Origin of the sequence: Planococcus sp. 1R117A (genome assembly GCF_051417975.1) — a bacterium.
Lineage (GTDB): Bacteria > Bacillota > Bacilli > Bacillales_A > Planococcaceae > Planococcus > Planococcus shenhongbingii.
Map to the genome: position 1 here is coordinate 12728 of NZ_JBPRLO010000007.1, position 24808 is coordinate 37535.

22 protein-coding genes are annotated in these 24808 nt (G+C 43.4%); 16 read left to right on the forward strand and 6 right to left on the reverse strand.

The window, feature by feature from the left end:
- Window positions 1-85: 85 nt before the first annotated feature.
- From ACSFXN_RS17455 to ACSFXN_RS17475, 5 genes are all read left to right on the forward strand, one after another.
- Complete coding sequence (locus ACSFXN_RS17455) at window positions 86-1267, forward strand: amidohydrolase (protein WP_437151592.1); 1182 nt, start codon at window positions 86-88, stop codon at window positions 1265-1267.
- 54 nt (window positions 1268-1321) lie between these two features.
- Window positions 1322-2566, forward strand: coding sequence for an MFS transporter (locus tag ACSFXN_RS17460; protein WP_437151425.1), 1245 nt, complete (start codon window positions 1322-1324; stop codon window positions 2564-2566).
- 242 nt (window positions 2567-2808) lie between these two features.
- Window positions 2809-3669 (forward strand): glycerophosphodiester phosphodiesterase, encoded by an 861-nt coding sequence (locus tag ACSFXN_RS17465; protein ID WP_437151426.1) that lies wholly within the window; start codon window positions 2809-2811, stop codon window positions 3667-3669.
- A 218-nt stretch (window positions 3670-3887) separates the two neighbouring features.
- A complete protein-coding gene (locus ACSFXN_RS17470; RefSeq protein ID WP_300991356.1) occupies window positions 3888-4106 on the forward strand; it encodes a hypothetical protein in 219 nt (72 codons plus the stop codon).
- Window positions 4107-4616: 510 nt separating this feature from the next.
- The gene (locus ACSFXN_RS17475) at window positions 4617-5372 is read left to right on the forward strand and encodes a GntR family transcriptional regulator (protein ID WP_437151427.1); all 756 of its coding nucleotides are present in this window, start codon (window positions 4617-4619) and stop codon (window positions 5370-5372) included.
- A 158-nt stretch (window positions 5373-5530) separates the two neighbouring features.
- Here the strand turns inward: ACSFXN_RS17475 and ACSFXN_RS17480 are convergent, their stop codons facing one another.
- The 3 genes from ACSFXN_RS17480 to ACSFXN_RS17490 form a co-directional block, all read right to left on the reverse strand.
- Window positions 5531-6655 carry a cupin domain-containing protein gene (locus ACSFXN_RS17480; RefSeq protein WP_437151428.1) on the reverse strand — a complete coding sequence of 375 codons (1125 nt, stop codon included), beginning with the start codon at window positions 6653-6655 and terminating at the stop codon, window positions 5531-5533.
- Window positions 6656-6760: 105 nt separating this feature from the next.
- Window positions 6761-7714, reverse strand: coding sequence for a fumarylacetoacetate hydrolase family protein (locus ACSFXN_RS17485; protein ID WP_437151429.1), 954 nt, complete (start codon window positions 7712-7714; stop codon window positions 6761-6763).
- A 116-nt stretch (window positions 7715-7830) separates the two neighbouring features.
- Window positions 7831-8580, reverse strand: coding sequence for an IclR family transcriptional regulator (locus ACSFXN_RS17490; protein WP_437151431.1), 750 nt, complete (start codon window positions 8578-8580; stop codon window positions 7831-7833).
- 178 nt (window positions 8581-8758) lie between these two features.
- Here ACSFXN_RS17490 and ACSFXN_RS17495 point away from each other — a divergent pair, with 178 nt between their 5' ends.
- Window positions 8759-9958 carry an FAD-dependent monooxygenase gene (locus ACSFXN_RS17495; RefSeq protein WP_437151432.1) on the forward strand — a complete coding sequence of 400 codons (1200 nt, stop codon included), beginning with the start codon at window positions 8759-8761 and terminating at the stop codon, window positions 9956-9958.
- A gap of 25 nt (window positions 9959-9983) precedes the next feature.
- Here the strand turns inward: ACSFXN_RS17495 and ACSFXN_RS17500 are convergent, their stop codons facing one another.
- Window positions 9984-10745, reverse strand: coding sequence for an IclR family transcriptional regulator (locus tag ACSFXN_RS17500; protein WP_437151434.1), 762 nt, complete (start codon window positions 10743-10745; stop codon window positions 9984-9986).
- An 80-nt stretch (window positions 10746-10825) separates the two neighbouring features.
- Here ACSFXN_RS17500 and ACSFXN_RS17505 point away from each other — a divergent pair, with 80 nt between their 5' ends.
- Entirely contained in the window at window positions 10826-11335 is a 510-nt protein-coding gene (locus tag ACSFXN_RS17505; RefSeq protein WP_437151436.1) for a DinB family protein, read from the forward strand.
- 184 nt (window positions 11336-11519) lie between these two features.
- Here the strand turns inward: ACSFXN_RS17505 and ACSFXN_RS17510 are convergent, their stop codons facing one another.
- Complete coding sequence (locus tag ACSFXN_RS17510) at window positions 11520-12914, reverse strand: YkuS family protein (RefSeq protein WP_437151437.1); 1395 nt, start codon at window positions 12912-12914, stop codon at window positions 11520-11522.
- Window positions 12915-13080: 166 nt separating this feature from the next.
- On the opposite strand from ACSFXN_RS17510, the gene ACSFXN_RS17515 reads away from it, so the two are divergent.
- Entirely contained in the window at window positions 13081-13530 is a 450-nt protein-coding gene (locus tag ACSFXN_RS17515; RefSeq protein ID WP_437151594.1) for a MarR family winged helix-turn-helix transcriptional regulator, read from the forward strand.
- Window positions 13531-13598: 68 nt separating this feature from the next.
- Here the strand turns inward: ACSFXN_RS17515 and ACSFXN_RS17520 are convergent, their stop codons facing one another.
- On the reverse strand, window positions 13599-14099 hold the full coding sequence (locus tag ACSFXN_RS17520; protein WP_437151438.1) for a CarD family transcriptional regulator: 501 nt from the start codon (window positions 14097-14099) through the stop codon (window positions 13599-13601).
- Window positions 14100-14463: 364 nt separating this feature from the next.
- Between ACSFXN_RS17520 and ACSFXN_RS17525 the strand changes: the two genes are divergently transcribed.
- The 8 genes from ACSFXN_RS17525 (at window position 14464) to ACSFXN_RS17560 (ending at window position 24798) form a co-directional block, all read left to right on the forward strand.
- On the forward strand, window positions 14464-15831 hold the full coding sequence (locus tag ACSFXN_RS17525; RefSeq protein ID WP_437151595.1) for a DHA2 family efflux MFS transporter permease subunit: 1368 nt from the start codon (window positions 14464-14466) through the stop codon (window positions 15829-15831).
- Window positions 15832-15882: 51 nt separating this feature from the next.
- Complete coding sequence (locus ACSFXN_RS17530) at window positions 15883-16320, forward strand: universal stress protein (protein WP_437151440.1); 438 nt, start codon at window positions 15883-15885, stop codon at window positions 16318-16320.
- A gap of 453 nt (window positions 16321-16773) precedes the next feature.
- Window positions 16774-17907 carry a sugar ABC transporter substrate-binding protein gene (locus ACSFXN_RS17535; RefSeq protein ID WP_301856728.1) on the forward strand — a complete coding sequence of 378 codons (1134 nt, stop codon included), beginning with the start codon at window positions 16774-16776 and terminating at the stop codon, window positions 17905-17907.
- An 87-nt stretch (window positions 17908-17994) separates the two neighbouring features.
- The gene (locus tag ACSFXN_RS17540) at window positions 17995-19515 is read left to right on the forward strand and encodes a sugar ABC transporter ATP-binding protein (protein WP_300991372.1); all 1521 of its coding nucleotides are present in this window, start codon (window positions 17995-17997) and stop codon (window positions 19513-19515) included.
- A 12-nt stretch (window positions 19516-19527) separates the two neighbouring features.
- The gene (locus ACSFXN_RS17545; RefSeq protein WP_437151441.1) at window positions 19528-20703 is read left to right on the forward strand and encodes a sugar ABC transporter permease; all 1176 of its coding nucleotides are present in this window, start codon (window positions 19528-19530) and stop codon (window positions 20701-20703) included.
- A gap of 132 nt (window positions 20704-20835) precedes the next feature.
- A complete protein-coding gene (locus ACSFXN_RS17550) occupies window positions 20836-21816 on the forward strand; it encodes a sugar ABC transporter substrate-binding protein (RefSeq protein WP_437151442.1) in 981 nt (326 codons plus the stop codon).
- Window positions 21813-23279: a sensor histidine kinase gene (locus ACSFXN_RS17555; protein WP_437151444.1), complete on the forward strand. Its 1467-nt coding sequence runs from the start codon at window positions 21813-21815 to the stop codon at window positions 23277-23279. The genes ACSFXN_RS17550 and ACSFXN_RS17555 overlap by 4 nt, the downstream gene beginning before the upstream one ends.
- Window positions 23254-24798, forward strand: coding sequence for a response regulator (locus tag ACSFXN_RS17560; protein WP_437151446.1), 1545 nt, complete (start codon window positions 23254-23256; stop codon window positions 24796-24798). The genes ACSFXN_RS17555 and ACSFXN_RS17560 overlap by 26 nt, the downstream gene beginning before the upstream one ends.
- The last annotated feature ends 10 nt before the right edge of the window (window positions 24799-24808 follow it).

The window sequence follows — 24808 nt, forward strand, 5'->3', positions numbered from 1 at the left end:
AAAATTATATAGTATTTAATGAATAACGAAAAGTTAAACTATTCAATTTTGGAAACGCTTTCTAATCGAGGGAGGAAAAGAAGTGATGGAACAAACAGCTTACAAGGAATTAGAAAATATATTCGAAGATCTCGTGAATATTAGACGGGATTTACATATGTATCCGGAATTGTCGTTTGAAGAAGAAAGAACGCCGGAAATCGTTGCCAACTATTTGAGGGAATGCGGCCTTGAGGTGAACACGGAAGTAGGGGGACGCGGCGTTACGGCTTTATTAAAAGGCGGGAAACCTGGAAAAACGGTTGCACTCCGTGCTGATTTTGATGCGTTGCCAATTCAGGATGAAAAAGATGTTCCTTATAAATCAAAAGTACCGGGTGTTATGCATGCGTGTGGCCATGACATTCATACTGCGTCATTGCTTGGAGCGGCATTTGCGCTTAGCAAAGTAAAAGACCAACTTCATGGCAATGTGCTGTTTATCCATCAGTTCGCGGAAGAAGTCATTCCTGGCGGTGCAAAAACGATGATTGAGGCGGGGTGCCTTAAGGATGCAGATGTAGTTTACGGCGCTCATGTTTTATCGAACCTTCCGGCAGGGCAGATCCTCTTTAAAGAAGACTATATGATGGCAGCTGGCGATAAGTTTGAAATTATTATAAAGGGAGCCGGCGGACATGGATCCTCGCCGCATCTGGCAATTGATCCAGTCCTTATTGGAAGCCAAATTGTTATGAATATCCAGCACATTGCAGCGAGCCGCATCAATGCGACCGATCCAGCTGTTATAACCGTTTGTTCGTTCGAAGGGACGAGTCAATACAATATTATTCCCGATCAAGTGATTTTATCGGGAACAGTCCGCACCTTTTCCAAGGAAGCACGGGAGCTTGCCGAAAAGAACATCAGAAGAGTGGCGGAGGCTGCTTGCAGCGGTGCAGGTGCAGCGTGCGAAGTGAGCTATGAATATGGCTATCCTTCCGTACGCAACAATTCGGAAGAAGCGCTCCGCGTCAAACGTGTTGCTGAAAAGATTGCAGGAAAAGAAAATGTTTCGGAATCCCCTTTGCAGATGGCGATGGAGGATTTTGCCTACTATGTCCAAGAGAAGCCGGGTGCTTTTTTCAATGTAGGAGGAATGAATCCTGCTATTCAAGCAATCTACCCTCACCATCATCCAAATTTTGATGTAGATGAGCAGTCCATTCTGTTAGCGGGGAAAATGTTCATTTCACTCGTGAATGATTATTTAAACAGTTCACGCTAACCTCTTCAAAAAGAACTTATTTGCTATAAGGATATTCAACAGGAGGATGATTTTATGCAGAATACTGAAGTCAAAAATAAAAAGAGGCATATGATTCTTGCATTGCTGTTTTTAGGATGGATTTTATCTTATCTTGACAGGATGGCCATGAATGTCGGAATTGTGGAAATTGCCAAGGATTTTAATCTCAGCCCGACTGTTATGGGAGTTGTACTGAGCAGTTTTTTTGCGGGCTATGCTTTAATGCAATTGCCGGGCGGCTGGCTTGCGGATAAATTCGGATCCAGAAAAGTCATTGCGATTGCCATTTTGTTATGGTCATTATTTACGGTTTTAACAGGTATGGCCTGGTCTCTTATGTCGATGATACTGATCCGTTTTATGTTCGGTCTTGGAGAAGGGGCATATCCTGCGGCCAGTTCCAAAGCGATATCTGATGTCTTTCCCAAGGAAGAGCGGACGAGCGCCCAGACCATCATGATGTCTTCCAATTCACTTGGCGGAGTGATTGCGCCTTTAATTGCTACACCACTGCTGGTATGGATTGGTTGGCAAAACCTCTTTATGGCCATAGGAATAGTAGGCGTTTTCGTTGCCGCTTTGCTTTGGTATTATTTAAAGCCGGAAAATATGCAGATAGAAGCTGTTAAAGAAGAAGCAGGGCCAAAAGCCACTTTTAAAGATGTTTTGAAGATTCCTACCAGCTGGCAGTTGGCTATTATGTGGTTCGGTGTAAGTACAGTCGTCTGGGGACTCATTTCATGGATGCCTTCTTATCTTGTAAACGTGAGAGGCTTGGATATCATGTCCATGGGGATGCTTTCGGCAATTCCGGCGCTTGCTGGGGCAATCGGTGTTATTATCGGTGGACAATTGATTAAGTCTTTACTGAGCGGAAAAGAAAAATACCTTGCCATCGGAAGCTTTATCATTATGATTGTCTCTCTTTATTTATTATTTAATGCTCCATCTGTTGCCTTAGTTATTACGTATCAAACGATATGTATGTTTTTCCATGGTCCGATTGTGGCTACCATATTCGGCCTTCCGCATAAAGTTTTTTCAAAGAACGTCATCGGGTCCACTTTCGGTATGATCAATCTTGGCGGGATGATTGGGGCATTCCTTGCACCTATGGTTATGGGGTATTTAATTGACGTTTTTGATGGATTATATGTATCTGCCTTCGTTTATATCATTGCTTGTGCTGTTTTGGGCATCATAGCAGCAGCAGGGCTTCATCCGAAGAATGATCTTTTAAGCGAATCTTATGCAGTAGCCAACAACAAAACTGTATAATATCAAAACATAATCTGTATTATTCTTCCCAAATCAGGGTCATTATTTTCGGAAATGTAAGAAACAACTATAAAAAAAGCGTCAATTCCTTAGCTGGAAATGGCGCTTTTTTTTGATTGCTTCATAAGAGGGAAGCCAAAAGGGAAGTACATATATTTCCTTTACACTTCTTAATATGTTATTAATACCCACTTTATAGTCACTGCTTATAATTAGGTTGAACTTAAATAAGGAGTGGTTGAATGAAACGGATGGTTACTATTTTAGCAGTAAGTATGGCGGCGGCATCCTTTACCGGACCTGCACTTGCTGCTGAACACGGAGAAGTGAGCAAGGTGATTTCGAAACAAGAACAGCAAAAAATGGTGAACGTAGCACATCGTGGAGCTTCTGGACATGCACCTGAGAATACGATGGAAGCCTTCCAAAAAGGATTTGAAATGAAGGCGGACTATATTGAAATTGATGTTCAAATGACGAAAGACGGGGAGCTTGTCGTGATTCATGACACCACTGTCGATCGGACAACTAATGGAACTGGCAAAGTGGGCGATTTAACGTTTGAAGAAATCAGACAGTTGGATGCGGGCAGCTGGTTTAGTGAAGACTATGCTGGTGAGAAGGTTCCTACCTTTGAGGAAGTATTAGATGCGTTTCGTGGAAAGGTCGGTATTTTAATCGAGTTGAAGGCACCAGAACTTTATCCAGGAATGGAGGAGAAAGTTGCGGATGCTTTGATTGAAAGAAATATGGATGTATCGAATAACGGGAAAATCATCATCCAATCCTTTAACCATGAATCCATGAAAAAATCTAAAGAACTTTTGCCGAATCTCTCTCATGGCGTTCTGGCAGGAGCGAGCTGGGCCAATGTAACGGAAGAACAATTAGATCAATTCGCTGCTTATGCTGATTATTTCAATCCCACTATGAACATTGTGACGGATGAATTGGTCAGTGATGTTCATGAAGCGGGGATGAAGATTTATCCATACACTTCAAGATCACAAGAACAAGCTTTACGTCTATTCGATTTAGATGTTGATGGAATCATTACAGACTATACGGAGCATGTCTACTATCATCCTGTAAAAAATAAATAATTTAATAGTGGGAAAGCTAAACAGAGAATCCTTGGTTTATGTGAAACGTTTTCGAAAACAGAAAGCATCGGTGCTTTAAACCGATGCTTTTTTTATCATCGAAATAAGTATCTTGTGCCCATCCGTGCTATAATGAGGAACTTAGGATGATGACGGCATTTGCTCCCGATTGAATGGACGGCCAACCGCCTACCAATAAACTATAGAGGTGTAACAGAATGAATAAACGATGGACGATCGATAAAATTAGAGAATTCGTAGAAAAGAATTCAGACAGCACATTGTTATCAACGGAGTACCACGGTTTTTCCCAAAAGCTGCTGTTTAAATGTTCATGCGGCAACAACTTTGAAAAGACTTTCACGAAATTCAATAAGAACAACCAGCGCAAATGCGATGTATGCCAACCGCCAAGAGAATCACGTGAAGCAAAATAAAGGCAGCGAAGCACCAATTTCCATTCCATGGAGATTGGTGCTTTTTATTTCAGCAAAAGAAAAGGCTGTTCTGCAGCAGAACAAACTGCTGGGCGGCCTTTTGCTTAATAATTCAATTTCGCTTTCCACTTCAACGAGAACAAGCTGGAAGAAGCGACCACTATACTGCAGCTTGTAAAAAACGGCCGAGGCGCAGCATTTACACCGGAAACTTCGACTAATTTATATGAAGATAAAATCAAGCATCTTAAAATTATAAATGGAAAGTGTATCCATACAATCGGCTTGCTGAAGCACAAGTATTCCTATCCGACCAAAATTTCGCAGGCGTTTGTCATTCATGCCCATGCTTATTTTCAACAGATGACAGCAGCGAATAAGAAAACGTTTTAAAGGCCTTGTTTTACGGATACTTACTCCTGGTGTAATATTTGATTATGTCCAGGCACACCTTGCAGCGCTGCTTAAGATGCAGGCCAGCAAACCATTTGAGAAAGTAGGAGTCCAATAATGACAAGTTCGATGCCAAAACAAACAATCGACCGCAGTTCACCTATCCCTTTGTACAAGCAAATCAAAGAGATATTGATTAAGGAGCTTCAAGCAGCTTCCGGCGAAACTGGGCGGCCTTTCAGTACCGAGCATGAACTAGTTGAACGGTTTCATGTGAGCCGGGCGCCTGTTCGCCAGGCATTAAAGGAGCTTACAGATGAAGGGTATGTTTACCGGGAACGGGCGAAAGGCACTTTCCCAGTACAGGAAATGCCGGCACGGCCTCCAGGGCTGGAGCTAGGAGGACTGGTTGCTTACCTTCGTAGTCAAGGGTTGGATTGCAAGTCGAAAATATTGAATGTGGACCGTGTAGTGCCGACTCAACAACTTTATAAGATTCTCCGGCTGGATCCGGGTAAAGAGGTATTAAAAATTTCGCGTTTAATCTTGCTTGAAGACAAACCGCTTGTCTGGACACAGACTTATCTGCATGTGCCAGAAAAATTCCACCCAACTACAGAAGAACTGAAAGAAACCAACAGCATTTTTGTGCTTCTCGAAAATGAACAAGGCACTCATATTTCCCGTGAGGACCATCAAATTTACGCTTCCGTTGCATCCGAAATGGAGGCGGAGATTTTGGAGCTAGAAGACAAAGATCCAGTTCTTATTACAGAAACTAAATTATACACACGCACCGACCAATTGATTGGTTGGAGAAAAGCTGTCCATATACCGAACGGATATAAATTATCATTTTCAGTAAATCGCTGATAGAAATAGTAAATGCATAAGAGCAACAGATGCTGGACCAGCATTAAAGCCTTTCATTTTACTTGAAAAAATTAAAAGCCTATAAATAGCTAATAAAAACACCCCGTAAACGCGAGCGCAATGTCTCATGTTTGCGGGGTGTTTTCATTCATCAAGTCTTAACGGAATGCTGCTTTAAACTCACCAGTAACTTCCTGATGGCCATTATTGGAATCGAATGATTGTTGTTGCTCCAACTCAAAGCGATCCATGATTGGAATATCGTTGACTGAGAACAGGTAAGCGTCTTTCGTTGCTTTATGTTCATACCAAGCCCAGTTCGGGATCACAAAGTAATCGCCGGCTTTCCAGTCGAAGCGTACGCCGTTGATGACGGTATAGCCTTCGCCTTTATGTGCATGGTAGACAGTTGAGTGGGTATGGCGCAATGCTTGTGTATGCATACCAGCAGGAAGGTGCTGCATGCGAGTTCCTAAAGTAGGAGCTGCCGATTTTCCTGTTGATGGATTGATGTATTCAAGTGCAAAGCCGTGGTGCTTGTCCGGTTCATATTGCATTAAGCCGTTGATGCCGTCTACTGTGCGGCTCCATTTATAGTTTGCAAGCGGAGCAACCGTATATTTATCGTCTCCTACAGGGCGCATCATGCCGCCGCGGTAGCGAACTTCTGAGAAATTATCTGGAACTTCAGGTTCTTGAAGACCGCCTTCATATGGTTCAAAGAAAGTCCCGCCGATTGAATACAGAGTAGGGATGTCGAGTGCATCCATCCACAGCATCGGTTCTTCGCCTAAATGCTCATGACCGTGCCACAAGTTTTTAGGAGTGGTTAAGAAATCTCCTTCTTCCATGAAAATGCGTTCGCCTTGAACGATTGTGTAAGCGCCTGTCCCTTCAGAAATGAAGCGCAGTGCAGATTGTGAATGGCGGTGAGAAGGTGCTTTTTCACCTGGAAGAAGCATCTGGACAGCGGCATAAATGGTTTGGGAAGTTGAAGCCCAGCCCCAAGGTTTGCGGTAAGTCAAGCCAGGGTTTTGGAAATAAAGCGCACGGCGTTCTCCGCCACGATCAGGGGTGAAGATTTGGCATGCTTCCGCCATTTTTGCATCAATCAATTCTTTTGACCATAAATAAGCTTCAGCTTGTGGCTTCGGTGTTTTGTTCATGATTTCAGGAATTGCTTCCCAAAGAGGCCCTAAGTTGTATTGAGCAATTTCTTTGTTATAGTCTTTCACTGTTTGACTTTTCATAAATTCTGCTACTTCTGGAGATACTCCGGCCATTTTACTTCGACTCCTTCTGTAAGTAGATTGATTTGAAGCTTAGTATAAAATCCCGCAAGATAGCTGTTCTTGCGGGATAATGGAAACCGTTGGCTAATGAATCTCTTATGCGTTAACTAAAGTAGTTGATGCAGTAGCGACTTTGTTTTCAAGTGCGCCGACTTTGTCGATTTCGATGCGTACAACATCTCCGTCTTTCAAGAATTGCTGAGGTTTCATCGCGACGCCGACTCCACCAGGTGTACCTGTCAATACAACATCGCCAGGCTCAAGTGTCATCAGATTAGATAGGAAAGAAACTAATTTCTGAACAGAGAAGACCAGGTTAGCTGTATTTGTTTTCTGGCGAACTTCTCCGTTTACAGTCAAGACAACATCCAAACCAGACGGATCTTTCAATTCGTCCGTAGTAACAAGGTAAGGACCCATTGGTGCAGAGCCGTCTACTGTTTTACCTTGCAGCCACTGCAACGTGCGGCGTTGAATGTCGCGGTAAGTCACATCGTTTGTGATTGTGTAACCGGCTACATAATCCAGCGCGTCTTCTTCAGAAACATTGCGTGCTTGTTTGCCGATAACGAATGTGAATTCTGCTTCGTAATCAAGCTGCTCTGAAATTGGATAGAACGGGATATCGTCTTCCGGACCTAAGATCGTGTTCGCAAATTTCGCGAAAATTACTGGATGAGTCGGCAATTCGCGGCCCATTTCCAGAATGTGTTCACGGTAGTTGTGTCCGACACAAATGATTTTTCCAGGATTGATGACAGGTGCTTCTACTTTTACTTCTTCAAGCTTGTAAACAGCTTTTTGAGCAGATACAGAAGGATTAGCTAAGATGAAATCTACGGCTTCTTGCGCCAATTGAAGCGACTTTTCTCCGCCTTGATATAATTCATCCGTTGTAGATGGCACGTAAGCGTGTGCAATTTCTTTGTAACGATATTCACCAGCTGCTTGCAACTGCGCTTGGTAAGCTAAATTTAAGTCAACCACCTGCTCGTCTACAATTGCACCAGCACGTGTTAAGCCATTATGTGTATAGTTAATTAATTTCATGATAGACCTCCTAATTATCTAAATAGAATACTTAGTTCTCTATTTATAGAAAACATAAACCATTTGTGCATACAATGTCAATACTTTTTATAAATTTTCTGTTTCTTCTGAAAAAATCATGTGGAATAATTGGATAGCTTTTTTGAAAGCGCAAGCATTTTCTGCGCATTCGGGTGGTGATGGTTTTGTGGAATCAGATTTTTATAACCAACAGCTGTAATTGCTGCTACTAATTCCTGTTGATGATTAAATACCGGCACGCTGCAAGATGAAATGTGTTCAATGAGCGGTTCTGTTTTAGCCGCGAACAAATGCTCTTTGACTTGTTCCATTTCTTTCATGATTGCTAATTGTTCATGAACAGATAAAGTTTGACTGGATTGATTGATCCACTTGTTTAACTGCAGCCCTTCTTGGAACGCATAGAAAATATATCCTGTAGATGAAAGAAGCGGCAATGTGGTTCCATGCTGTGCGCCAATATCAATTCCATAAGTAACGCTCCAGATTTCTTTTACCAGCGGACCGTCTATAGAAGGAAGTGCAATTAATGCGGTCAACCCTGTTTCTTCTGCGAAAGCTTTCATATACGAATCAGCGATCTCAATAAATGATGTATCACCTTGGGCCATATTGCCGATTTCAATCAGCCTGTTGCCCAGCGTATATGTATTGGTTGCAGAATCACGATGGAGAAATCCAGCTAGAGAAAGAGTGGTCAAGTATTTATGGATATTGCTTTTGGTCATATTGGACAGCTGTTGAATTTCTGTGAATTTCATTGGCCTGCGTTCTTTCGCAATCATTTCCAGAACATCCAACCCATTCTGAAGCGATTGGATAATTGCCGGCTTTCTTTCTTCCATTTCGTTTTCCTCCTTTCTGTTCAATCCCTTTGCAAGCATAAAAAAGAGAAAGAACTGATCAAAAAGATAGAAAATTTATATTTCTTATTGACAATCATAACAGAAAAGCTTAAAGTTTTCGTTAATAAGAAACTTAGTTCTCTATTTGTGGATTAAATATATTTCGGGAGGTTTTCAAATGGAAAAAGTAAGCGATGTCATTATTGTAGGTGGAGGAATCGGCGGCTTGGCGACAGCGCTTTCAATCGTTCAGCGCACAGACAAGTCTGTAACAGTTATGGAGCAAGCGCCTGAATTTGGCGAAGTGGGAGCAGGAATTCAGTTAGGGGCAAACGCTTTATATGTGTTGGATCAACTTGGTGTAAAAGAAGAAATCGAGAAAGTCTCAGTTTCTCCTAAACGCTTGGTCTTAAAAGACGTTTATACTGCAGAAGAGCTGGCAGTTTTGGATTTGACTGAAGGATTCCAAGAGCGCTTTAAACAGCCATACCTCGTATTGCACCGCTCAGACTTGCACCGTGTGTTATTCGAAGAATGTAAAAAATATGACCGTATCACATTCATGAACAATCAGATCATCCAAACGGTTGAACAAGCAGAAGGTCAAGCAAGCGTCACAAACCAAAATGGCGAAACGTATAACGCGGAAGCTATCATCGGTGTAGATGGCTTGAAATCCAATGTCCGGAAAATGTTCTCTGATGATGAGCCGATTTGCTCTGAATACGTAGCTTATCGCGGAACAATTCCGATTGAAGAAATCACAGCAAAAGGCGATGTCGCTATGGACGATGTCATCATGTGGATCGGGCCGAATCTTCACTTGGTTCAATATCCGGTACGCCGCGGTGAACTTTATAACCAAGTGGTCGTCTTCAAAACATATGATTACAAACCGGATGGCGATTGGGGAACACCAGAAGAAATGGTGGAGCGCTTTAAAGGAGCTCATCCTCTTGTTGAGAAGGCATTGGAGTTTATTTCTACACAGTTCCGCTGGGGAATGTTCGATCGTCTGCCAATTGAAAACTGGACAGAAGGCAACGTGACGTTGCTCGGCGATGCGGCGCACCCAATGCTGCAGTACTTGGCGCAAGGTGCAGCACAGGCACTTGAAGATGCTTTTGTCTTAGGGGAAGCACTGGAAACAGAAGCGACTTATAACGAAGCTTTCACTAAATACCAAGCTGAAAGACTGCCACGCAGTGCTATGGTTCAAACGTCTGCACGCAAATGGGGAGAAATCATCCATGCAGAAGACGAAATCACAACACTCTTACGCAATACGATTTTCAGCCAGCATAAAGCAACTGACTATGAAGTAGCCGATCACTTATACAATTATTTCAATGTCCGTAAAAACGAAGTAAAAGCTTAAAAAAATAAAAAAAGAGAAAGAGGGATCATTCCTCTTTCTCTTTGTATCCATAGATGGCAGACATTTCTTTGCTCATTGAAACAATGCGTTGAATGATTTCTGAATCACTTTCATGAGGGATATCTTCTGAGAAGCCGACGACAGAAAAAGAACCGATCAGTTCACGTTTATAGTTCAGGATTGGAAACCCGAGAGACGATACATGGCGGATAAGTGGTTCGTAGGCGTATGTATACTGGCTATTTCTTATCTGTTTCATCTCATTCTGGAACTTGGAAATGTCGAAGTTTTCGATTGCTTGCTGCTCTTGTTCAATCCAGTTAGTCATTTCCATTGAATGGGCGTAGGCGGCAAAGATTTTGCCGGATGACGAATAAAGTGGCAGTTTGGTTCCTACTTGCGCGCCGATATTCAGCCCGTAATTGGTATTCCAGATATTTGTAATAATCGGTCCCTCATTCACCCAAGTAGCGAAGAGTGTGGTCATACTGGTGATTTTGCTGATTTCTTTAAAATAGGGAGTCAACCTGTCGATGAAATCAGCATTTTGCAAAGCGGCAGTGCCGTATTGCAGGAATTTATAACCAAGAGAATAAGAACCGCGCCTTTGATCCCGGTACAATAAATCCATTTGCGTTAATGTATTTAAGTATTTGTATAGATTGCTTTTGGAAATGCCGGTAACTTCTTGAATATCGGAAAACTTCAATGGAAGATCGCTTTGGGCAACGGCATCAATGATTTGAATTCCCAAAGCTAATGAGCCGATTGTTGAATTGCTGGACATGAAATTCATTCCTCTCTCTTTGTTTAGTTGCAAAGCATTAAAAATAACGGTTTACAACCGGAACTAAGGAGTATTTTACAGTGACTATTGAAAAATTGAAAGAAAGTGCAACAAACATCAAATCAACGATTAGCCAAATGGTCAGCATATTGGAAACGACAGAAACATCTTTATTATATAAGAAGCCTTCTGCAGAAGAATGGTCTGTTATGCAAATTGCCAACCATGTCATTGAAGCAGTAGAATTCTGGGCAGCCGATTTGGAAGCGCTATTGATTGTCCCAGGTGCTAAATGGGGACGTAATCATGAACATGTAAGACGTTTGGCAGCAGTTGAAGAAAAACAGGTTGAGGCTGTTTCCAAAGAAGAAGCCGTTCTCTGGCTGCAATCTCTTGTTCCACTTACAGAAGATGCATTTGAGAAAGTTCAAGAAGAAGACTTAGCGAAAACGGCACCAAGCTATAACCCGAATTTTGACGGCAAACCACTATCGTTCCTGATTGACCATCTGATCGTTAAGCATTTAGAAGGCCATTTAGGCCAGATGGAACGCCACTTAGAAAAAGTGCGAGTACAGGAAGTAAAATAAGTTAATAAATTTCAAGTATAAACACATGCTTTTGCTTCAGGGCTGCCGAGAAAATCTCGGTGGCTTCTTTCATTTTGATGCCTTTTATCAGTGAACAGTTGTTAGGTATTCACCTACGAGCAACAAAAAGAAGAAGCCTGCATCCAATAACAGATGCCGGCTCATTCTTTTTTAAAACTAATTCTTACGGATTAATCACAAGGCCATCTTCAGCAGCCACAATTTCTCCTTTAAAGTTCGCATCTGAAAATGACTTCTTGACGTGTTCAATGTCTATTCCGCCCAAGCCAATATGGGTCAGAACAGCTTTCTTGGCTCCTGCATCTGCTGCCATTTTGGCGAGTTCTTGTGTAGTTGCATGAGATCCTTCTAAGCCGTCCCTTAAGTTTTTAGCTGCTTTTTCGGAAAGAGCTGAAAAAGTCCCGGTCATCATACCATCCAGCACCAGAATATCTGCACCTTTTGCAAACGGTGCAAGATTATCGGTATAAGCTAAATCTCCTGAGATTACGACACTTTGGCCGTCTGCCTCAAAGCGGTACGCATAAGTTGGAGCAGTATGCGGAACGGGAATAGCCGTGATTTTCACGCCATCAAGTTCCAAGCTATGGTGTTCTTCCGTAAAATCAGTGATGTTCACATTCGTCAGTGCCCCGTCTTTTGCCGTGCCTAAACTTGCGCGGTACTCCAAATCTTCTTTGAAGAAATTTATGGTAGTATCATACAGGTCCTGGACTTGCGGCCCGACTAAATTAAGGGCTCTTCGTCCATCGGACCCTTGCCAACCGTCAATGAAGAACGTCCAGAAATCACCGTTATGGTCAACATGCTGATGGGTAAACAGCATATTCGTAATTTTTTCAGCAGGAAGGCCAAGCTCCAATAAAGTGCTGGTTGTATTGGCTCCACAGTCGACTAAGAAATATTTGTCTTTAAACTGAACCAAGGTGCTCGGGGAATTGCGGCCGATTTCCGTTAAGGGATTGCCTGACCCGACCGTCACGACGCGAAAGCCCTCTGGGACTGTTGCAAACGCAGAGGTTTTCCCTTTTTGCTGACCGGCTGAAGAACCATTGCTGCCTTTTTTATCTTTTATTTCCATGGCTTTTTCTTTCAATTGGCCAGTTAGTTGTAAAGCTTTCTCTTTTGCTTGGTCCAACTTTCCGGTGCCATCAGAATTGCCGCCCGAAATTTTTTCTTTTACTGTGCTTTGCAGTTCTTTCCCGCTTTTTGGAGCTGCAAGAAGTGCTGCGGCTGCGCCAACCAGTGCTCCGGTTATTACGCCTGATGTGAAACTGCCGCTTGAGTTGCTTTTGGCAGCGTCCGCTGTTCCGGCGATTTTGCCGGCGCGCTGAAGGCGTTCTTCTACTTCTTCGACAATTTCATTGACGCTGCGCCCACGGGTTTCCACGAGTGAGCCTTCTATACGCGAACCGGCGAAAACATTCTGATTCCGTACAACAATCGCGTCGTAATCGATTGCTTCTATTGTTCGCTTTACCATATGTGCCTGGTATCCTTTTTTCTTCAAGGCACGCTGAACGTCTGTAAAAGGATGTTCAACTGCAATTTTTACCATATTATCAACCTCTTTTTTTATTTTTGTAATTTTATTCTCTACCCTGAAACTGCCTTTTTTAAAACATTTTATCTCAGTGCACGAGGTCCATTCTTAGTACAGGGTTGAAAGTAAACCAAATTGACTTTCCCAATCACAATCTGTATATTAGGTTGCGAAGAAGTTGATGGGAGTGAATCGTTTGAGTTCGAACTCTGAATTACAGAATTTAGATTTGATAGATTTATTGAGTGAACGGCATAGTTTAGTGCGTGGAATCTCGGAGAGAGCCTGGAACAGCCAAAGTGACATTTATATTTCGAACTCGGAATGGTATATCATGGCAAGGATTTATAAAAAGCAGCCGACCATTTCATATATCACAAAAAATGTAGAAATTTCCCGGCAGGCGATACATAAATTCATCAAAAACCTGGAAGCCAAAGGGCTCGTTGAAATTAATAATGTAGAGAACAACAAGAAAGAGAAGTGGATCCAGTTAACAGCATGGGGGGAAGAATGCTATGAAAAGAACGAAGCGCTGAAAGCCCAGCTGGAAAAAAGAATTGCTGATCAGATTGGTGTAGAACAAGTACAAGTCCTTAAAGACATATTAAAATTGGATTGGGGAATTTAATCCGCCATCCATAAAAAGGAAACCCCCGATTTGCCGAGTTATTCGGCAAATCGGGGGTTTTTAAGTTACTAATTTTCATGGATCAGTTTTGTTGCCATTGCATTTATTTCTTCAAATGTCGTATTTAGAGAAATGGCTAATTCCTGAAAGAGGATAGACTGTGCGGTGTTCAGATATTTATGGTCTCGCTCATAAAGGTTCCTGTTTTCCTTTTTGGCTTCAATTTTTTTACGCATCAGCGTATTGACCGCTCTGGCAATTTCTTTTCGGTCACCTGTATTAAGCAAGTCTGTAAAGAAGGCAAGGCGCTGGTTGGAGTTATCATTCCACTCCATCTCGGGCTCTTTAAATGTTTCAATCAGCTGCATCGCTTCATCTTTGTGAAGCATCTCCAGCATCACCACTTTATCATTGTCGACGGGTGTACTGATTGTTACACGCTGGCTATTTTCCAACGGGTGCAATTCGTAATACTGTTTGGTAATGCCTGAAACGGTCTTTTCGTTAATATCGTCAATTCTGCAAATGCCGTGTACGGAATAAATAATCAAATCCCCAATATTAAACATTTGGTCCTCCTAACAAACATTATCAATTCTTTTAGCAATCAATTCTTTTAATGATAACAGAAAATTTTAAAATTGTCAACTAAGTTGATGAAAAACAGAAAAATTAAATATTGTCAACTAGGTTGACATTTAAAGAAAAATTTTGTTATAGTAAACCAATCGCTGATGACACAAAGGTGCATGATGGAAAAATCACGTTGAATCAAGTCATCTGAAAATGAAGAAACTTCCAGTAGCGCTTTTCCGTTTGAAAGCGAGTATTTCATCAGCAAGGCCAATTTGATTAGAGGAGTATGAATAAGTGACTACTACACAAACAGCAACAGGTACGAAAATTAAAGAGCAAATCAAAACAGGCCCAATCATGGCAGCCCTTTTAGTGGCAGGCTTTGTCGGACTTTTTAGCGAAACGGCATTAAATATCGCTTTGGGAGATTTAAGCCAGATATTTGGCGTCAACGCGACAACGGTCCAATGGTTAGCAACAGGTTACTTTTTAACGTTAGGGATATTAGTGCCAGTGTCCGGTATCTTGATGCAAAAATTCACCACACGCCAAATGTTTATTACTTCAGTTGTGCTGCTATTAGGCGGTACAATCATCGCTGCATTAGCACCTGTATTCAGCGTATTACTGATCGGCCGTATTATTCAGGCAGCTGGCTTAGCCATCAACTTGCCTTTAACACAAAATGTGATTTTCACCATCTTCCCGCCAAATAAACGCGGAGCGGCAATGGGGGTCATGGGATTAGTTATGTTGGCTGGACCGGCTCTCGGACCAACAATTGCAGGACTTATTTTAGATACATTATCTTGGGAATGGATTTTCTGGGTGACAACACCGTTCTTATTGTTCTCTCTTATTTTCGGACTTGTTTATCTTCCGAATGTTAATGAAATCCGTAAAGTTTCAATTGATGCATTATCTGTCATCCTTTCGACCATCGGATTCGGTGGAGTGGTGTACGGAGTCAGCATGGCCGGTGAATCCGGCTGGACAAGTGCAACTGTTATGGGGTCAATCATCATCGGGCTTCTGGCAATCGTTCTTTTTGCAGTCCGCCAAATGAAGATGGAAAATCCGATGCTGAACTTAAGAGCATTCCGTTATCCACTTTTCGTCCTTGGAGTGTTCATGAGTTTCATCACGTTCTTTAATATGCTGTCAATGCTTGTGATCTTGCCGATGTATATGCAAATGGCGCTTCTAATGGCTGCTTTTGCAACAGGCTTAGTGCTTCTTCCAGGAAGCTTGCTGAACTGTATACTAGCACCGTTTATCGGACGCTTCTTTGACAAATACGGGCCGCGTGCAATTATCACACCGGGCACGATTTTAGTCGCAATCGGATATGTCCTGTATGCACAATTTGGCACAGCGACGCCTGTTTGGCTGATTGTCGTGACCTTCATCATTATGATGCTTGGAGTCGGGGCCGTTCTTGCTTCTGTTCAGACGAACACGCTGAACTCTCTGCCGAAACGTTTGTACCCGGATGGCATCGCAATCACTCAAACGATCCAGCAAGTAGCTGGAGCAATCGGTATTGCAGTAATGGTCTCGCTTATGGCCGCAAGACAAGGAAGCTTATTGGCAACAACGTCTGCAGCACCCGCTGAAGCCGCAGCCTCAGGATCGTCGCTTGTCTTTACTGTCAGCTTAATCTTTGCCATCATTAATGTTGTGCTGTCGCTATTCCTTAAGAAGCCAAGCGCAACTATTAACTGATTTAAATAGAACTCACAGCTTTCAATTTGTTTGAGAAAGGAAGTAAGAAAAATGGCGAATAATTATCAAAATATTGTCGTAGCAATAGACGGTTCAACAGAATCGGAATATGCTTTCCGCAAATCCATTGACGTGGCAAAACGCAATGCAGGTTCAGTGTTGAACCTGGTCAATGTGGTAGATACAAGAGCCTTCGAAGCTTATGACCGCGCCAGCATTGACAAAGCCCAAAAGATGTCGGAAGAAATGTTGAATGGCTTCAAATCGAAGGTGGAGTTTCAAGGCATTGAAAACGTAAAAGCTGTCATCGAATACGGTTCTCCGAAAACGGTGATCACAAAAGAACTTTCTGATTTAACCGGTGCGGATTTGATCATTTGCGGAGCAACCGGAGTGAGCGGCGTTGAGCGTTTCCTTCTTGGTTCTGTGTCGGAAGCCATCGTCCGTTCAGCTAAATGCGATGTTCTGGTCATTCGCACACCTGAGTGAATGAATTAAAATTAAATTAATCTCTATCAGCCAAACCCACCCGTAAAGTTCCATTTTACGGGTGGGTTTTTTAGTTAGGATGGTATTCACTTTAAGCAAGGAAGTGGCAGTGTTGTGCATTTTGTTGCCGCTTTACTTAATATTGATCATTCCAAGGTTAGAAGCAGTCGCACCTTTCTTGAAGACTAATGAAACCTTCACCAAGCGAGGCGTGCCTAAAGCGTCCGAGCGGCTTTTCTAATCGACAACCTCGTCGCTTACACTGCCCCGCTGGAGTCTCTGGTGCAATGAAAATCAACCGATTCTTTTAGAAAATTATCTATTATAAACAGTTTAAAAGATAAAAAATTACAGTTAATGTTAAAAGAATACTTATGATAGCGCTTACATTAAAATTTAGCGGAATTATACTAAATATGAACTTAACTTTCATAAAAGGAGAGGGGTAAGAAGATGAGAAAGAATTCAAAGGGTTTCTTGTTTTTGATGATTTTGGCTATATTCGCTTTGGTAGCTGCTGGATGTAATGGAGGCGGTGGAAGTGGAGAAGAGGGCTCGGGTTCAAGTTCAGGCGTAGATATCGGAATTGTGCTGCCGACAAAAGATGAACCGCGCTGGGTGCAGGATGAAGAGCGCTTCAAAGCAGCTTTAGCCGACTCGGATTATTCAACGGAGATTCTGTTCAGCCAAGGGTCTTCAGCAAAAGAGAAAGAGAACGTGGAAGCGCTATTGAACAAAGGCATTAAAGTGTTGATTATCACGCCGCATGACGGCGCAGCCGCTGCAGCGGCAGTTGAGGCAGCGAAACAGGATGACGTAACCGTTATCGCTTATGACCGCTTGATCACTGATACGGATGCAGTGGATTATTATGTGACGTTCGATTCATTAGCAGTAGGTGCTGCACAAGCGCAATATTTACTGGACAACGTGGAAGGTACGGGTGTACCGCTTTACTTGTATGCAGGAGCTTCTTCAGATAACAACGCATTCTTATTCTTCCAAGGTGCATGGGAAGTGCTGCAGCCAAAGATTGCAGACGGCACATTTAAAATTGCCAACTCCAGCCAAGCGGAGGCATTAAAAGATACGAAAGAGCTTGACCGTGACCAATTGAGCCAAATCATCGGCCAAGTAACAACCAACTGGGATCCGAACGAATCGAAAAACAAAGCTCAGACCCACCTGACTTCCGTCGGCGACGATATGAAAGGCAATGTAGCAATCTTGGCACCGAATGATGGAACTGCGCGTGCCATTGCGGACGTGTTCGCTTCAGACGCTGCAGTGACTGATTACTTGATTACAGGGCAAGACGCTGAGAAAGCATCAGTCCAGTACATTCTTGATGAAAAACAATCGATGACCGTATTCAAAGATGTCCGTACACTGGTGGAAGACGCAATGGGAATGGCTGTTGAAGTTTTAGACGGCAATACACCTGAAACAACCGGTTCTTACGATAACGGAACAACAGAAGTAAAAGCGAAACAAACACCTGTAATTGTAGTAGATAAAGAAAATGCCAAGGAAGAATTGATTGATTCCGATTACTACAAAGCAGATGAATTTACAGGCTTAGAGTAAAAAATAACATAGGGCGGAAGAAATAGTGATAGAAGCATCTATCACTATTTCTCCATTCCTTGGTGTTTGCGCAAGGGAGGCGAAGAAATGAGCGACTATATTCTGGAGATGAAAAATATATCCAAGTCATTCACCGGTGTAAAAGCTTTGTCAGATGTGAATTTCAAAGTGGAACGGGGAGAAATCCATTGCTTGATCGGAGAGAACGGCGCTGGCAAATCGACGCTCATGAAAGTCTTGAGCGGTGTTTATCCTTATGGCACATATGAAGGCGATATTGTGTTCGAAGGGAAAGTTCAGCAGTTCAATGAAATCAACGACAGCGTTAAAGCCGGTATCGGCATCATTTATCAAGAGCTTGCACTGTTTCCGGATTTGACGGTCTATGAAAATATCTTTGCCGGCAACGAAATCCGGAAAGGCCCTTTTGTGGACTGGAATGAAACGATTGTCCAGTCTACAAAATTACTGCAGAAAGTGAAATTGAAAGTGGATCCGGAAACCTTGATCAAGGAATTAGGTGTAGGAAAACAGCAATTGGTTGAAATCGCCAAATCGCTCAGCAAAGACGTGAAACTGCTGATTCTTGATGAACCGACAGCTGCTTTAAATGAAAACGACAGCGAAAACTTATTGGAATTATTGAAGGAACTGAAAAGCCAGGGAATCACGTGCATCATGATTTCCCATAAATTGAAGGAAGTTATTTCAATCGCTGACAAGGCGACAATTTTGCGTGATGGCAAAACCATTATCACTTTGGACGCCCATAAAGGAGAGCTTTCGGAAAGCATCATCATTAAAAACATGGTAGGCCGTGAAATTGAAGATATCTTTCCAAAACGGCCAGACAAGAAAATAGGAGAGACTGTTCTTCAAGTAAAAGACTGGTCGGCGTATGATCCGGAACTCGCACGCCAAGTGGTGAAACACGCCAATCTGGAAGTGAAAAAAGGGGAAATCATCGGCATTGCAGGATTAATGGGATCTGGCCGCACAGAGCTTGCATTGAGCATTTTCGGCAATCCGAAAAACTATAGGCTGCAAGGCGAGCTTCAGGTCTTCGGGAAACAGCGAACACTGAAACATACAAGCGATGCGATTAAGGCGGGAATTGCTTATGTCACCGAGGACCGTAAAGGAAATGGGCTGTTTCTGATCAAAGACATCAAGAACAATGTCACGGCAGCGCATCTGAAAGGAATTTCGACAAGAGGCGTTCTCAATTTGAATGAGGAAGTGAAAGTTGGGACAGACTATAAAAACTCACTGCGCATCAAAGCGAATTCGCTTGAGCAGGCGGTTGGAAAACTGAGTGGAGGCAATCAGCAAAAAGTATCGCTCGGCAAATGGTTGTTTACCGGACCTAAGATTTTGATCTTGGATGAACCGACGCGCGGAATTGATGTCGGCGCGAAGTTTGAGATTTATACCATTATGAATCAGCTGATCAAAGAAGGATTGAGCATCATCATGATCTCATCAGAATTGAATGAAATCATCGGCATGAGCGACCGCGTCTATGTCATGGCGGAAGGAGCCATAAAAGGTGAATTAACAATAGAAGAAACGACTCAGGAAGCTATTATGGAACTTGCGACGCAATAGGGGGTAGGAATAATGGGGTTTTTAGCAGAAGCAAAACACCTGATCAAAGCGAATATCCGCGATTACGGCATGTATATCGCATTGCTGGTTATTATACTGACGTTCACTTTTATGACAGACGGTTTGTTCATGTCTTCACGGAACATCAGTAATTTATTGGATTCAACAGGGTATATTGCAGTTCTGGCAGTGGGAATGACGCTGGTCATTGTAATCCGGCACATCGACTTGTCGGTCGGATTTCTAGCAGGATTCTTGGGTGCAGTCGCCGCAATTTTCCTTTCGCAGATGGGAATGTCCGTATTTCTGGTGATTCCGCTCGTATTGCTATTTGGCGTAATTATCGGCTTGTTCAATGGATTTTTAATTGCAAAAGTCGGCATTCCAGCCTTTGTGGCAACACTCGCCGGGATGCTGTTTTTCCGCGGCGCGTTATTGAATGTCACTGAAGGCACCGGGACGATCATCGTCAATGACGAGGGCTTTAATGCACTTGGCAATGGATTTATTCCGTCGCTCATGGAAATCAACGAACTGCACCTATTATCGTTGTTGGTGGGACTTGCAGGGATTTTGCTGTATATCTACAGCGAGATTTCCAACCGCCGCAACAAAGCGAAGTATGGGTTCGAAGTGGTTTCCTTTAAGATTTTCATCGTGAAGCTGGTTTTTGTATCATTTATTATCGGTTACATTACCTGGATTCTTGCCGGTTATAACGGTTTTTCCTGGACGGTCGTCATCATGCTGCTGGTCGTTGTCGTGTATCATTTCCTGGCGACAAAAACAGTGCTTGGACGTAATATTTACGCCGTCGGGAGCAATCCGGAAGCCGCCCATTTGAGCGGCATCAACGTCACGAAAATCACCCTCTTCGTTTTTGCTTCAATGGGGATGCTTGCCGCTCTTTCTGGCATCCTGTTCACTTCGCGGCTGCAATCGGCAACGACTACAGCGGGCACACTGTTTGAGCTGGATGCCATTGCCGCAGCTTATGTCGGCGGGGTTTCTTCAGCAGGCGGTGTCGGGAAAGTGACCGGTGCCATTATCGGGGCCATCGTCATGGCTTCACTATCGAGTGGCATGAACTTGCTCGGAACGGGGATTTCCTATCAATACATGATCCGTGGCGGCGTTTTAGCTTTGGCTGTAATTTTCGATGTACTGACAAGAAAGCAGCGGGCTTAAGTTTAATAACTTTAAAAAACTGAGAGCATCTCATGGTGTAGATGCTCTTTTTATATGCCGGTTAAGTATTGTGAATTTTCTGTCAAGTGATATGATGAAAGCAATTAGCATGTTGAAAAGGAGCTGCACAACATGAGAAAAAAAGTCATAGTTGTCCTTTGTATGCTCTGTGCGGTTTTAGGTTTTTTTACTTTTATGTCAGCTGGAAAAGCATTCCGTTCGGATTGGCAATTGCCTGCTGCTGTTCCTGAAAATCAGGAAAGTTATCGCCTGGTTTTGGTCACCCAGGAATTGAAAACGCCGTTCTGGAATCAAGTGGGTGCAGGAGCAGCCGAACAAGCCGGAAAAGAAGGCGTTAGTTTGGAAGTGTGGGGAAGTTACGGCAATGATTCCGATGAATTTTTAAAGCAGATTGAAATTGCACTTCATTCAAAAGTGGATGGTGTGGTCGTTCAAGGACTTGATACAGCGGAATTCAAAGAACTGACGAAAATCAAAGCGGCATTCTACGGAATACCGGTAATTACGATAGCTAACGACGTGCCAGTCGCGGAAAGTTTGCGGAAAACGTATGTGGGATCTGACCATTACCAGGCAGGAAAACTGCTTGCTGAGCAATTGGTAAAAGATATGGGAAGTGAAGGGCAGGCCATCCTATTGAGCGATGTCGAACAAGCTTATAGCCAACAGCAGCGCATGCGCGGAATGGATGAAGTATTGAAGGGTTATCCCAGCATATCCACAGTTATGGTAAAAAGCGGAAATTCAGATGAAGAAGTGATTGAAGCGACTCAAAATGTGCTCAACCAAGTGCCGGAAGCGGATGCTTTCATTGCGCTCAACGCCAACCATGTCGGCACGATGATGCAGGAAATCAGCCGGCGTGCCAAGCTTGAACCGTTTCATATTTATTCGTTCGATGACGGTGCCGATATTTCCGCCTTGCTCAGACATGGAGGCTTGGATGCCGTTATTGGCCAGTCACCGGAAAAAATGGGTCAACTGAGCGTCGAGCTGATGATGAAATGGATAAAAAACGAGGAAGTCCCGTTAAATCCCGATGGTTATTTCACGGATATACGGATTCTGGAAGGGGTGCGTGAACGCCCATGAATACGATCCAGAAAAAGATTTGGGTGCTCGCTTCCGTAGTTCTTGCCATCATGGTCGCCATCTGGCTGACACTGACTTTTTACAATCAAAAAATGCAGACGCAGTACAACGACATTTTGCAGCGTTATTTGCAAATGAATGAAGTGACCAGTGCCAGCCAGGAAATAGTGGCAGACTTAAACCGTTATTTGATGATCCCAACCGATGGCAATAAAGCACAGCTTGAAGAAAGCCGGGAACGCCTGCTCACGGTCCAGTCGACGGTATATGACCTCCGCAATGTGGAAAACGAATTAACACTGACCAATTATAGCCACTTGATTGACAGTTTTATTGAAACGGTGGACCGTTCGGTGATGTTCCAAGAGCAAGAGGAAGCTGAATCGGCACTCGCTGAATTTGCGGAAGCTACCAGCATTTCGATGTATATTTCGGAAATGACGCTGACGATTTTTGATACCGAATTGAAAACATATGAACGTTTTTACCGCGGCATCATCGACCAGTCAACAGAGCTGGAAAAACTGGGTTTCTGGCTGCTGTTATTGATTACTGCCTGTTTGCTGCTGTTTACGTATTTGTTTTCCATCAGCATCACCAGACCGGTGCAGCAATTGACAAAAGCGGCCAATGAGTTGGCGAAAGGCCATTTTGACCAGCCTATCAAAGTTGATTCGAACGATGAAATTTCATTTTTGGCCAAGACCTTTGACCATATGCGCGGCAATATCAATACATTGATTTTGGAAATCCAGAAAAAAGCGCAACTTGAACGGGAACTGCAGGAAAGTAAATTATTGCTTCAAGAAAGCCAGCTGCGAAACCTGCAAAACCAGATCAACCCGCATTTTCTATTCAATACCTTAAATACGCTATCGAAAAAGGCTTATTTGGATGGAGCGGAAGAAACGAGCGATTTGCTGGTCAGTGTTGCCGGGCTGCTCCGCTACAATTTAAAACGGATGGACCGGGCAGTTTCTCTATACGAGGAAGTTTATGTGCTGCAGCAATACATCGACATCCAAAAAGCACGCTACAGCGACCGGTTGCAGTTTCACGCGGAAATAGAGGAATCTTCGCTGGGTTTCCAGATTCCGGGTCTGACGCTTCAGCCATTAATTGAAAATGCCGTGATCCATGCCATCGAGCCGGAAGAAGACGGCGGCCAAATCTGGTTCCGCATCCAGGAAGTCGAAGATGAAATCTGGATTGAAATCGCAGATGACGGACAGGGCATGGACGAAGAAAAACAGCGCCAGCTGCTTGAACAAGCTGTTGTGTCGAAAGAAGGGCATTCGACTGGCATCGGTTTCAGCAATGTGCTAAAAAGGCTTCAGCTTTTCTACGGCCGTGAAAACCTGGTGGAAATTGACAGCGGTATTGGAAAAGGGACAAAAATCACGTTAAAACTACCAAAAGTAAAAGGGGCACAAAATCATGGTCAAACTTCTCATAGTGGATGACGAACCGATTGAACGTGATGGAATGCAGGCGATTCTGCAAAAAACCTATCCCGATTTCGAGTTCAGGCAAGCGAAAAATGGAAAATCGGCAATTGAAATAGCTGAAACCTGGCAGCCGGATTGGGTATTTATGGATATCATGATGCCTGGCATGACGGGGCTGGAGGCGATAGAACAGATTCAGCAAAGCCGCCAGGACATCCAGTTCGTCATGGTCACGGCTTTTGATATGTTCGATTATGCACGCCAAGCCATCAAACTGGGCGTCAAAGACTATTTGCTGAAGCCGAGCAAAGCCAGTGAAATTGTGGCGACAGTGGGCAAGCTGCTTGAACAGCAGCAGCAAAAAGAACAGGATACTGCAGCGCGCCAGCAGGAACAGGATGCTTTCCAGCGGGCATTGAGCATAGTCGAAACGGATGTCGTGACTCAATTGCTTTTTGACCATGTCCATGAAGTGCATATCGATATGCTGGTGGAAATGCTCGAAATTAAAGCGGCCAATGAAAAGTTCGTCATGACCGTGCTGATTCCAGAAGGCTGTGAAAGTTCGTATTCGACGATTAAAGAGCATATCCGGCAAAAGGGCAACGCCTGGGTCGGGGCATTATACGGCCGCCAGCTGCCGATTATCGTATTTCGAGAAAAGGGAACGTCATTCCGCTTGCAGGCGATTCGGCTGGCTAAAGACATTTTATCGATTTCAGTAGAGTGCCAGCCGGAAGACTGGTTTATAGGCATCGGCATCGAATGCGATTCGTTGGAAGACATCCGGAATTCCTATCAAAAATCGCTGATAGCGACAATGGATTTGGCTATCCCTTCAAGATACCGGTTTTATTCCGATGTGCTGGTCCTTGATACAGTAAGCGATTCCGCTTTTATCAAACAGCAGGAAAAGAAACTGTTCGATTATGTCCGGTTAGGAGAATGGGAGTGCATAGATCAAATCGTATACGACTTGATCCGGCGTTTCGAACAGCAAGGTGCGAATGTCGTTCTTGCCCAGCAGCGGGTACTTGAAGTGCTGTGGATTACTTCCCGCGTCATGGAAGAAATGGGCGTGGAGGCGGCAGCGCCTTTTTACTCGGTCCAGGCTCAGGATTACCGCCAATTGTGTGGCGATACAAAGCAATTGCTGGAAGGGATGAAGCAGTTGTATATGGGCCATTGCGGGCGGCTCGAAGTGGACAAAATCCATCAGATCAAACAATGGATCCGGGAGCATTCCGATGAAGACATCTCCTTGGATACTTTAGCGAGAAAAGTCGATTTAAGCCCGATTTACATCAGCAAGATGTTCAAAGAAAAACTGGGGGTCAATTATATTGAGTTCCTGACAGCCTGCCGGATGGAGCGGGCAAAAAAGCTGCTGTCCGATCCCGAAAAAAGCTTGAAGGAGATTTCAATTGAAATCGGCTATCATGAACCGAATTATTTCAGCAAGGTATTTAAAAAAATGTACGATGTTTCACCGAAAGAATACCGCAAAACGCTTTTGGGCATCAAGGAAGAGTAGGGAGGAAAAG

Bases quoted from the DNA above. Each gene is read 5' to 3' on its own strand.
- ACSFXN_RS17455 (WP_437151592.1), top strand. From the start codon at position 86: ATGGAACAAACAGCTTACAAGGAATTAGAAAATATATTCGAAGATCTC.
- ACSFXN_RS17460 (WP_437151425.1), top strand. From the start codon at position 1,322: ATGCAGAATACTGAAGTCAAAAATAAAAAGAGGCATATGATTCTTGCA.
- ACSFXN_RS17465 (WP_437151426.1), top strand. From the start codon at position 2,809: ATGAAACGGATGGTTACTATTTTAGCAGTAAGTATGGCGGCGGCATCC.
- ACSFXN_RS17470 (WP_300991356.1), top strand. From the start codon at position 3,888: ATGAATAAACGATGGACGATCGATAAAATTAGAGAATTCGTAGAAAAG.
- ACSFXN_RS17475 (WP_437151427.1), top strand. From the start codon at position 4,617: ATGACAAGTTCGATGCCAAAACAAACAATCGACCGCAGTTCACCTATC.
- ACSFXN_RS17480 (WP_437151428.1), bottom strand. From the start codon at position 6,655: ATGGCCGGAGTATCTCCAGAAGTAGCAGAATTTATGAAAAGTCAAACA.
- ACSFXN_RS17485 (WP_437151429.1), bottom strand. From the start codon at position 7,714: ATGAAATTAATTAACTATACACATAATGGCTTAACACGTGCTGGTGCA.
- ACSFXN_RS17490 (WP_437151431.1), bottom strand. From the start codon at position 8,580: ATGGAAGAAAGAAAGCCGGCAATTATCCAATCGCTTCAGAATGGGTTG.
- ACSFXN_RS17495 (WP_437151432.1), top strand. From the start codon at position 8,759: ATGGAAAAAGTAAGCGATGTCATTATTGTAGGTGGAGGAATCGGCGGC.
- ACSFXN_RS17500 (WP_437151434.1), bottom strand. From the start codon at position 10,745: ATGTCCAGCAATTCAACAATCGGCTCATTAGCTTTGGGAATTCAAATC.
- ACSFXN_RS17510 (WP_437151437.1), bottom strand. From the start codon at position 12,914: ATGGTAAAAATTGCAGTTGAACATCCTTTTACAGACGTTCAGCGTGCC.
- ACSFXN_RS17515 (WP_437151594.1), top strand. From the start codon at position 13,081: ATGGGAGTGAATCGTTTGAGTTCGAACTCTGAATTACAGAATTTAGAT.
- ACSFXN_RS17520 (WP_437151438.1), bottom strand. From the start codon at position 14,099: ATGTTTAATATTGGGGATTTGATTATTTATTCCGTACACGGCATTTGC.
- ACSFXN_RS17525 (WP_437151595.1), top strand. From the start codon at position 14,464: ATGGCAGCCCTTTTAGTGGCAGGCTTTGTCGGACTTTTTAGCGAAACG.
- ACSFXN_RS17530 (WP_437151440.1), top strand. From the start codon at position 15,883: ATGGCGAATAATTATCAAAATATTGTCGTAGCAATAGACGGTTCAACA.
- ACSFXN_RS17535 (WP_301856728.1), top strand. From the start codon at position 16,774: ATGAGAAAGAATTCAAAGGGTTTCTTGTTTTTGATGATTTTGGCTATA.
- ACSFXN_RS17540 (WP_300991372.1), top strand. From the start codon at position 17,995: ATGAGCGACTATATTCTGGAGATGAAAAATATATCCAAGTCATTCACC.
- ACSFXN_RS17545 (WP_437151441.1), top strand. From the start codon at position 19,528: ATGGGGTTTTTAGCAGAAGCAAAACACCTGATCAAAGCGAATATCCGC.
- ACSFXN_RS17550 (WP_437151442.1), top strand. From the start codon at position 20,836: ATGAGAAAAAAAGTCATAGTTGTCCTTTGTATGCTCTGTGCGGTTTTA.
- ACSFXN_RS17555 (WP_437151444.1), top strand. From the start codon at position 21,813: ATGAATACGATCCAGAAAAAGATTTGGGTGCTCGCTTCCGTAGTTCTT.
- ACSFXN_RS17560 (WP_437151446.1), top strand. From the start codon at position 23,254: ATGGTCAAACTTCTCATAGTGGATGACGAACCGATTGAACGTGATGGA.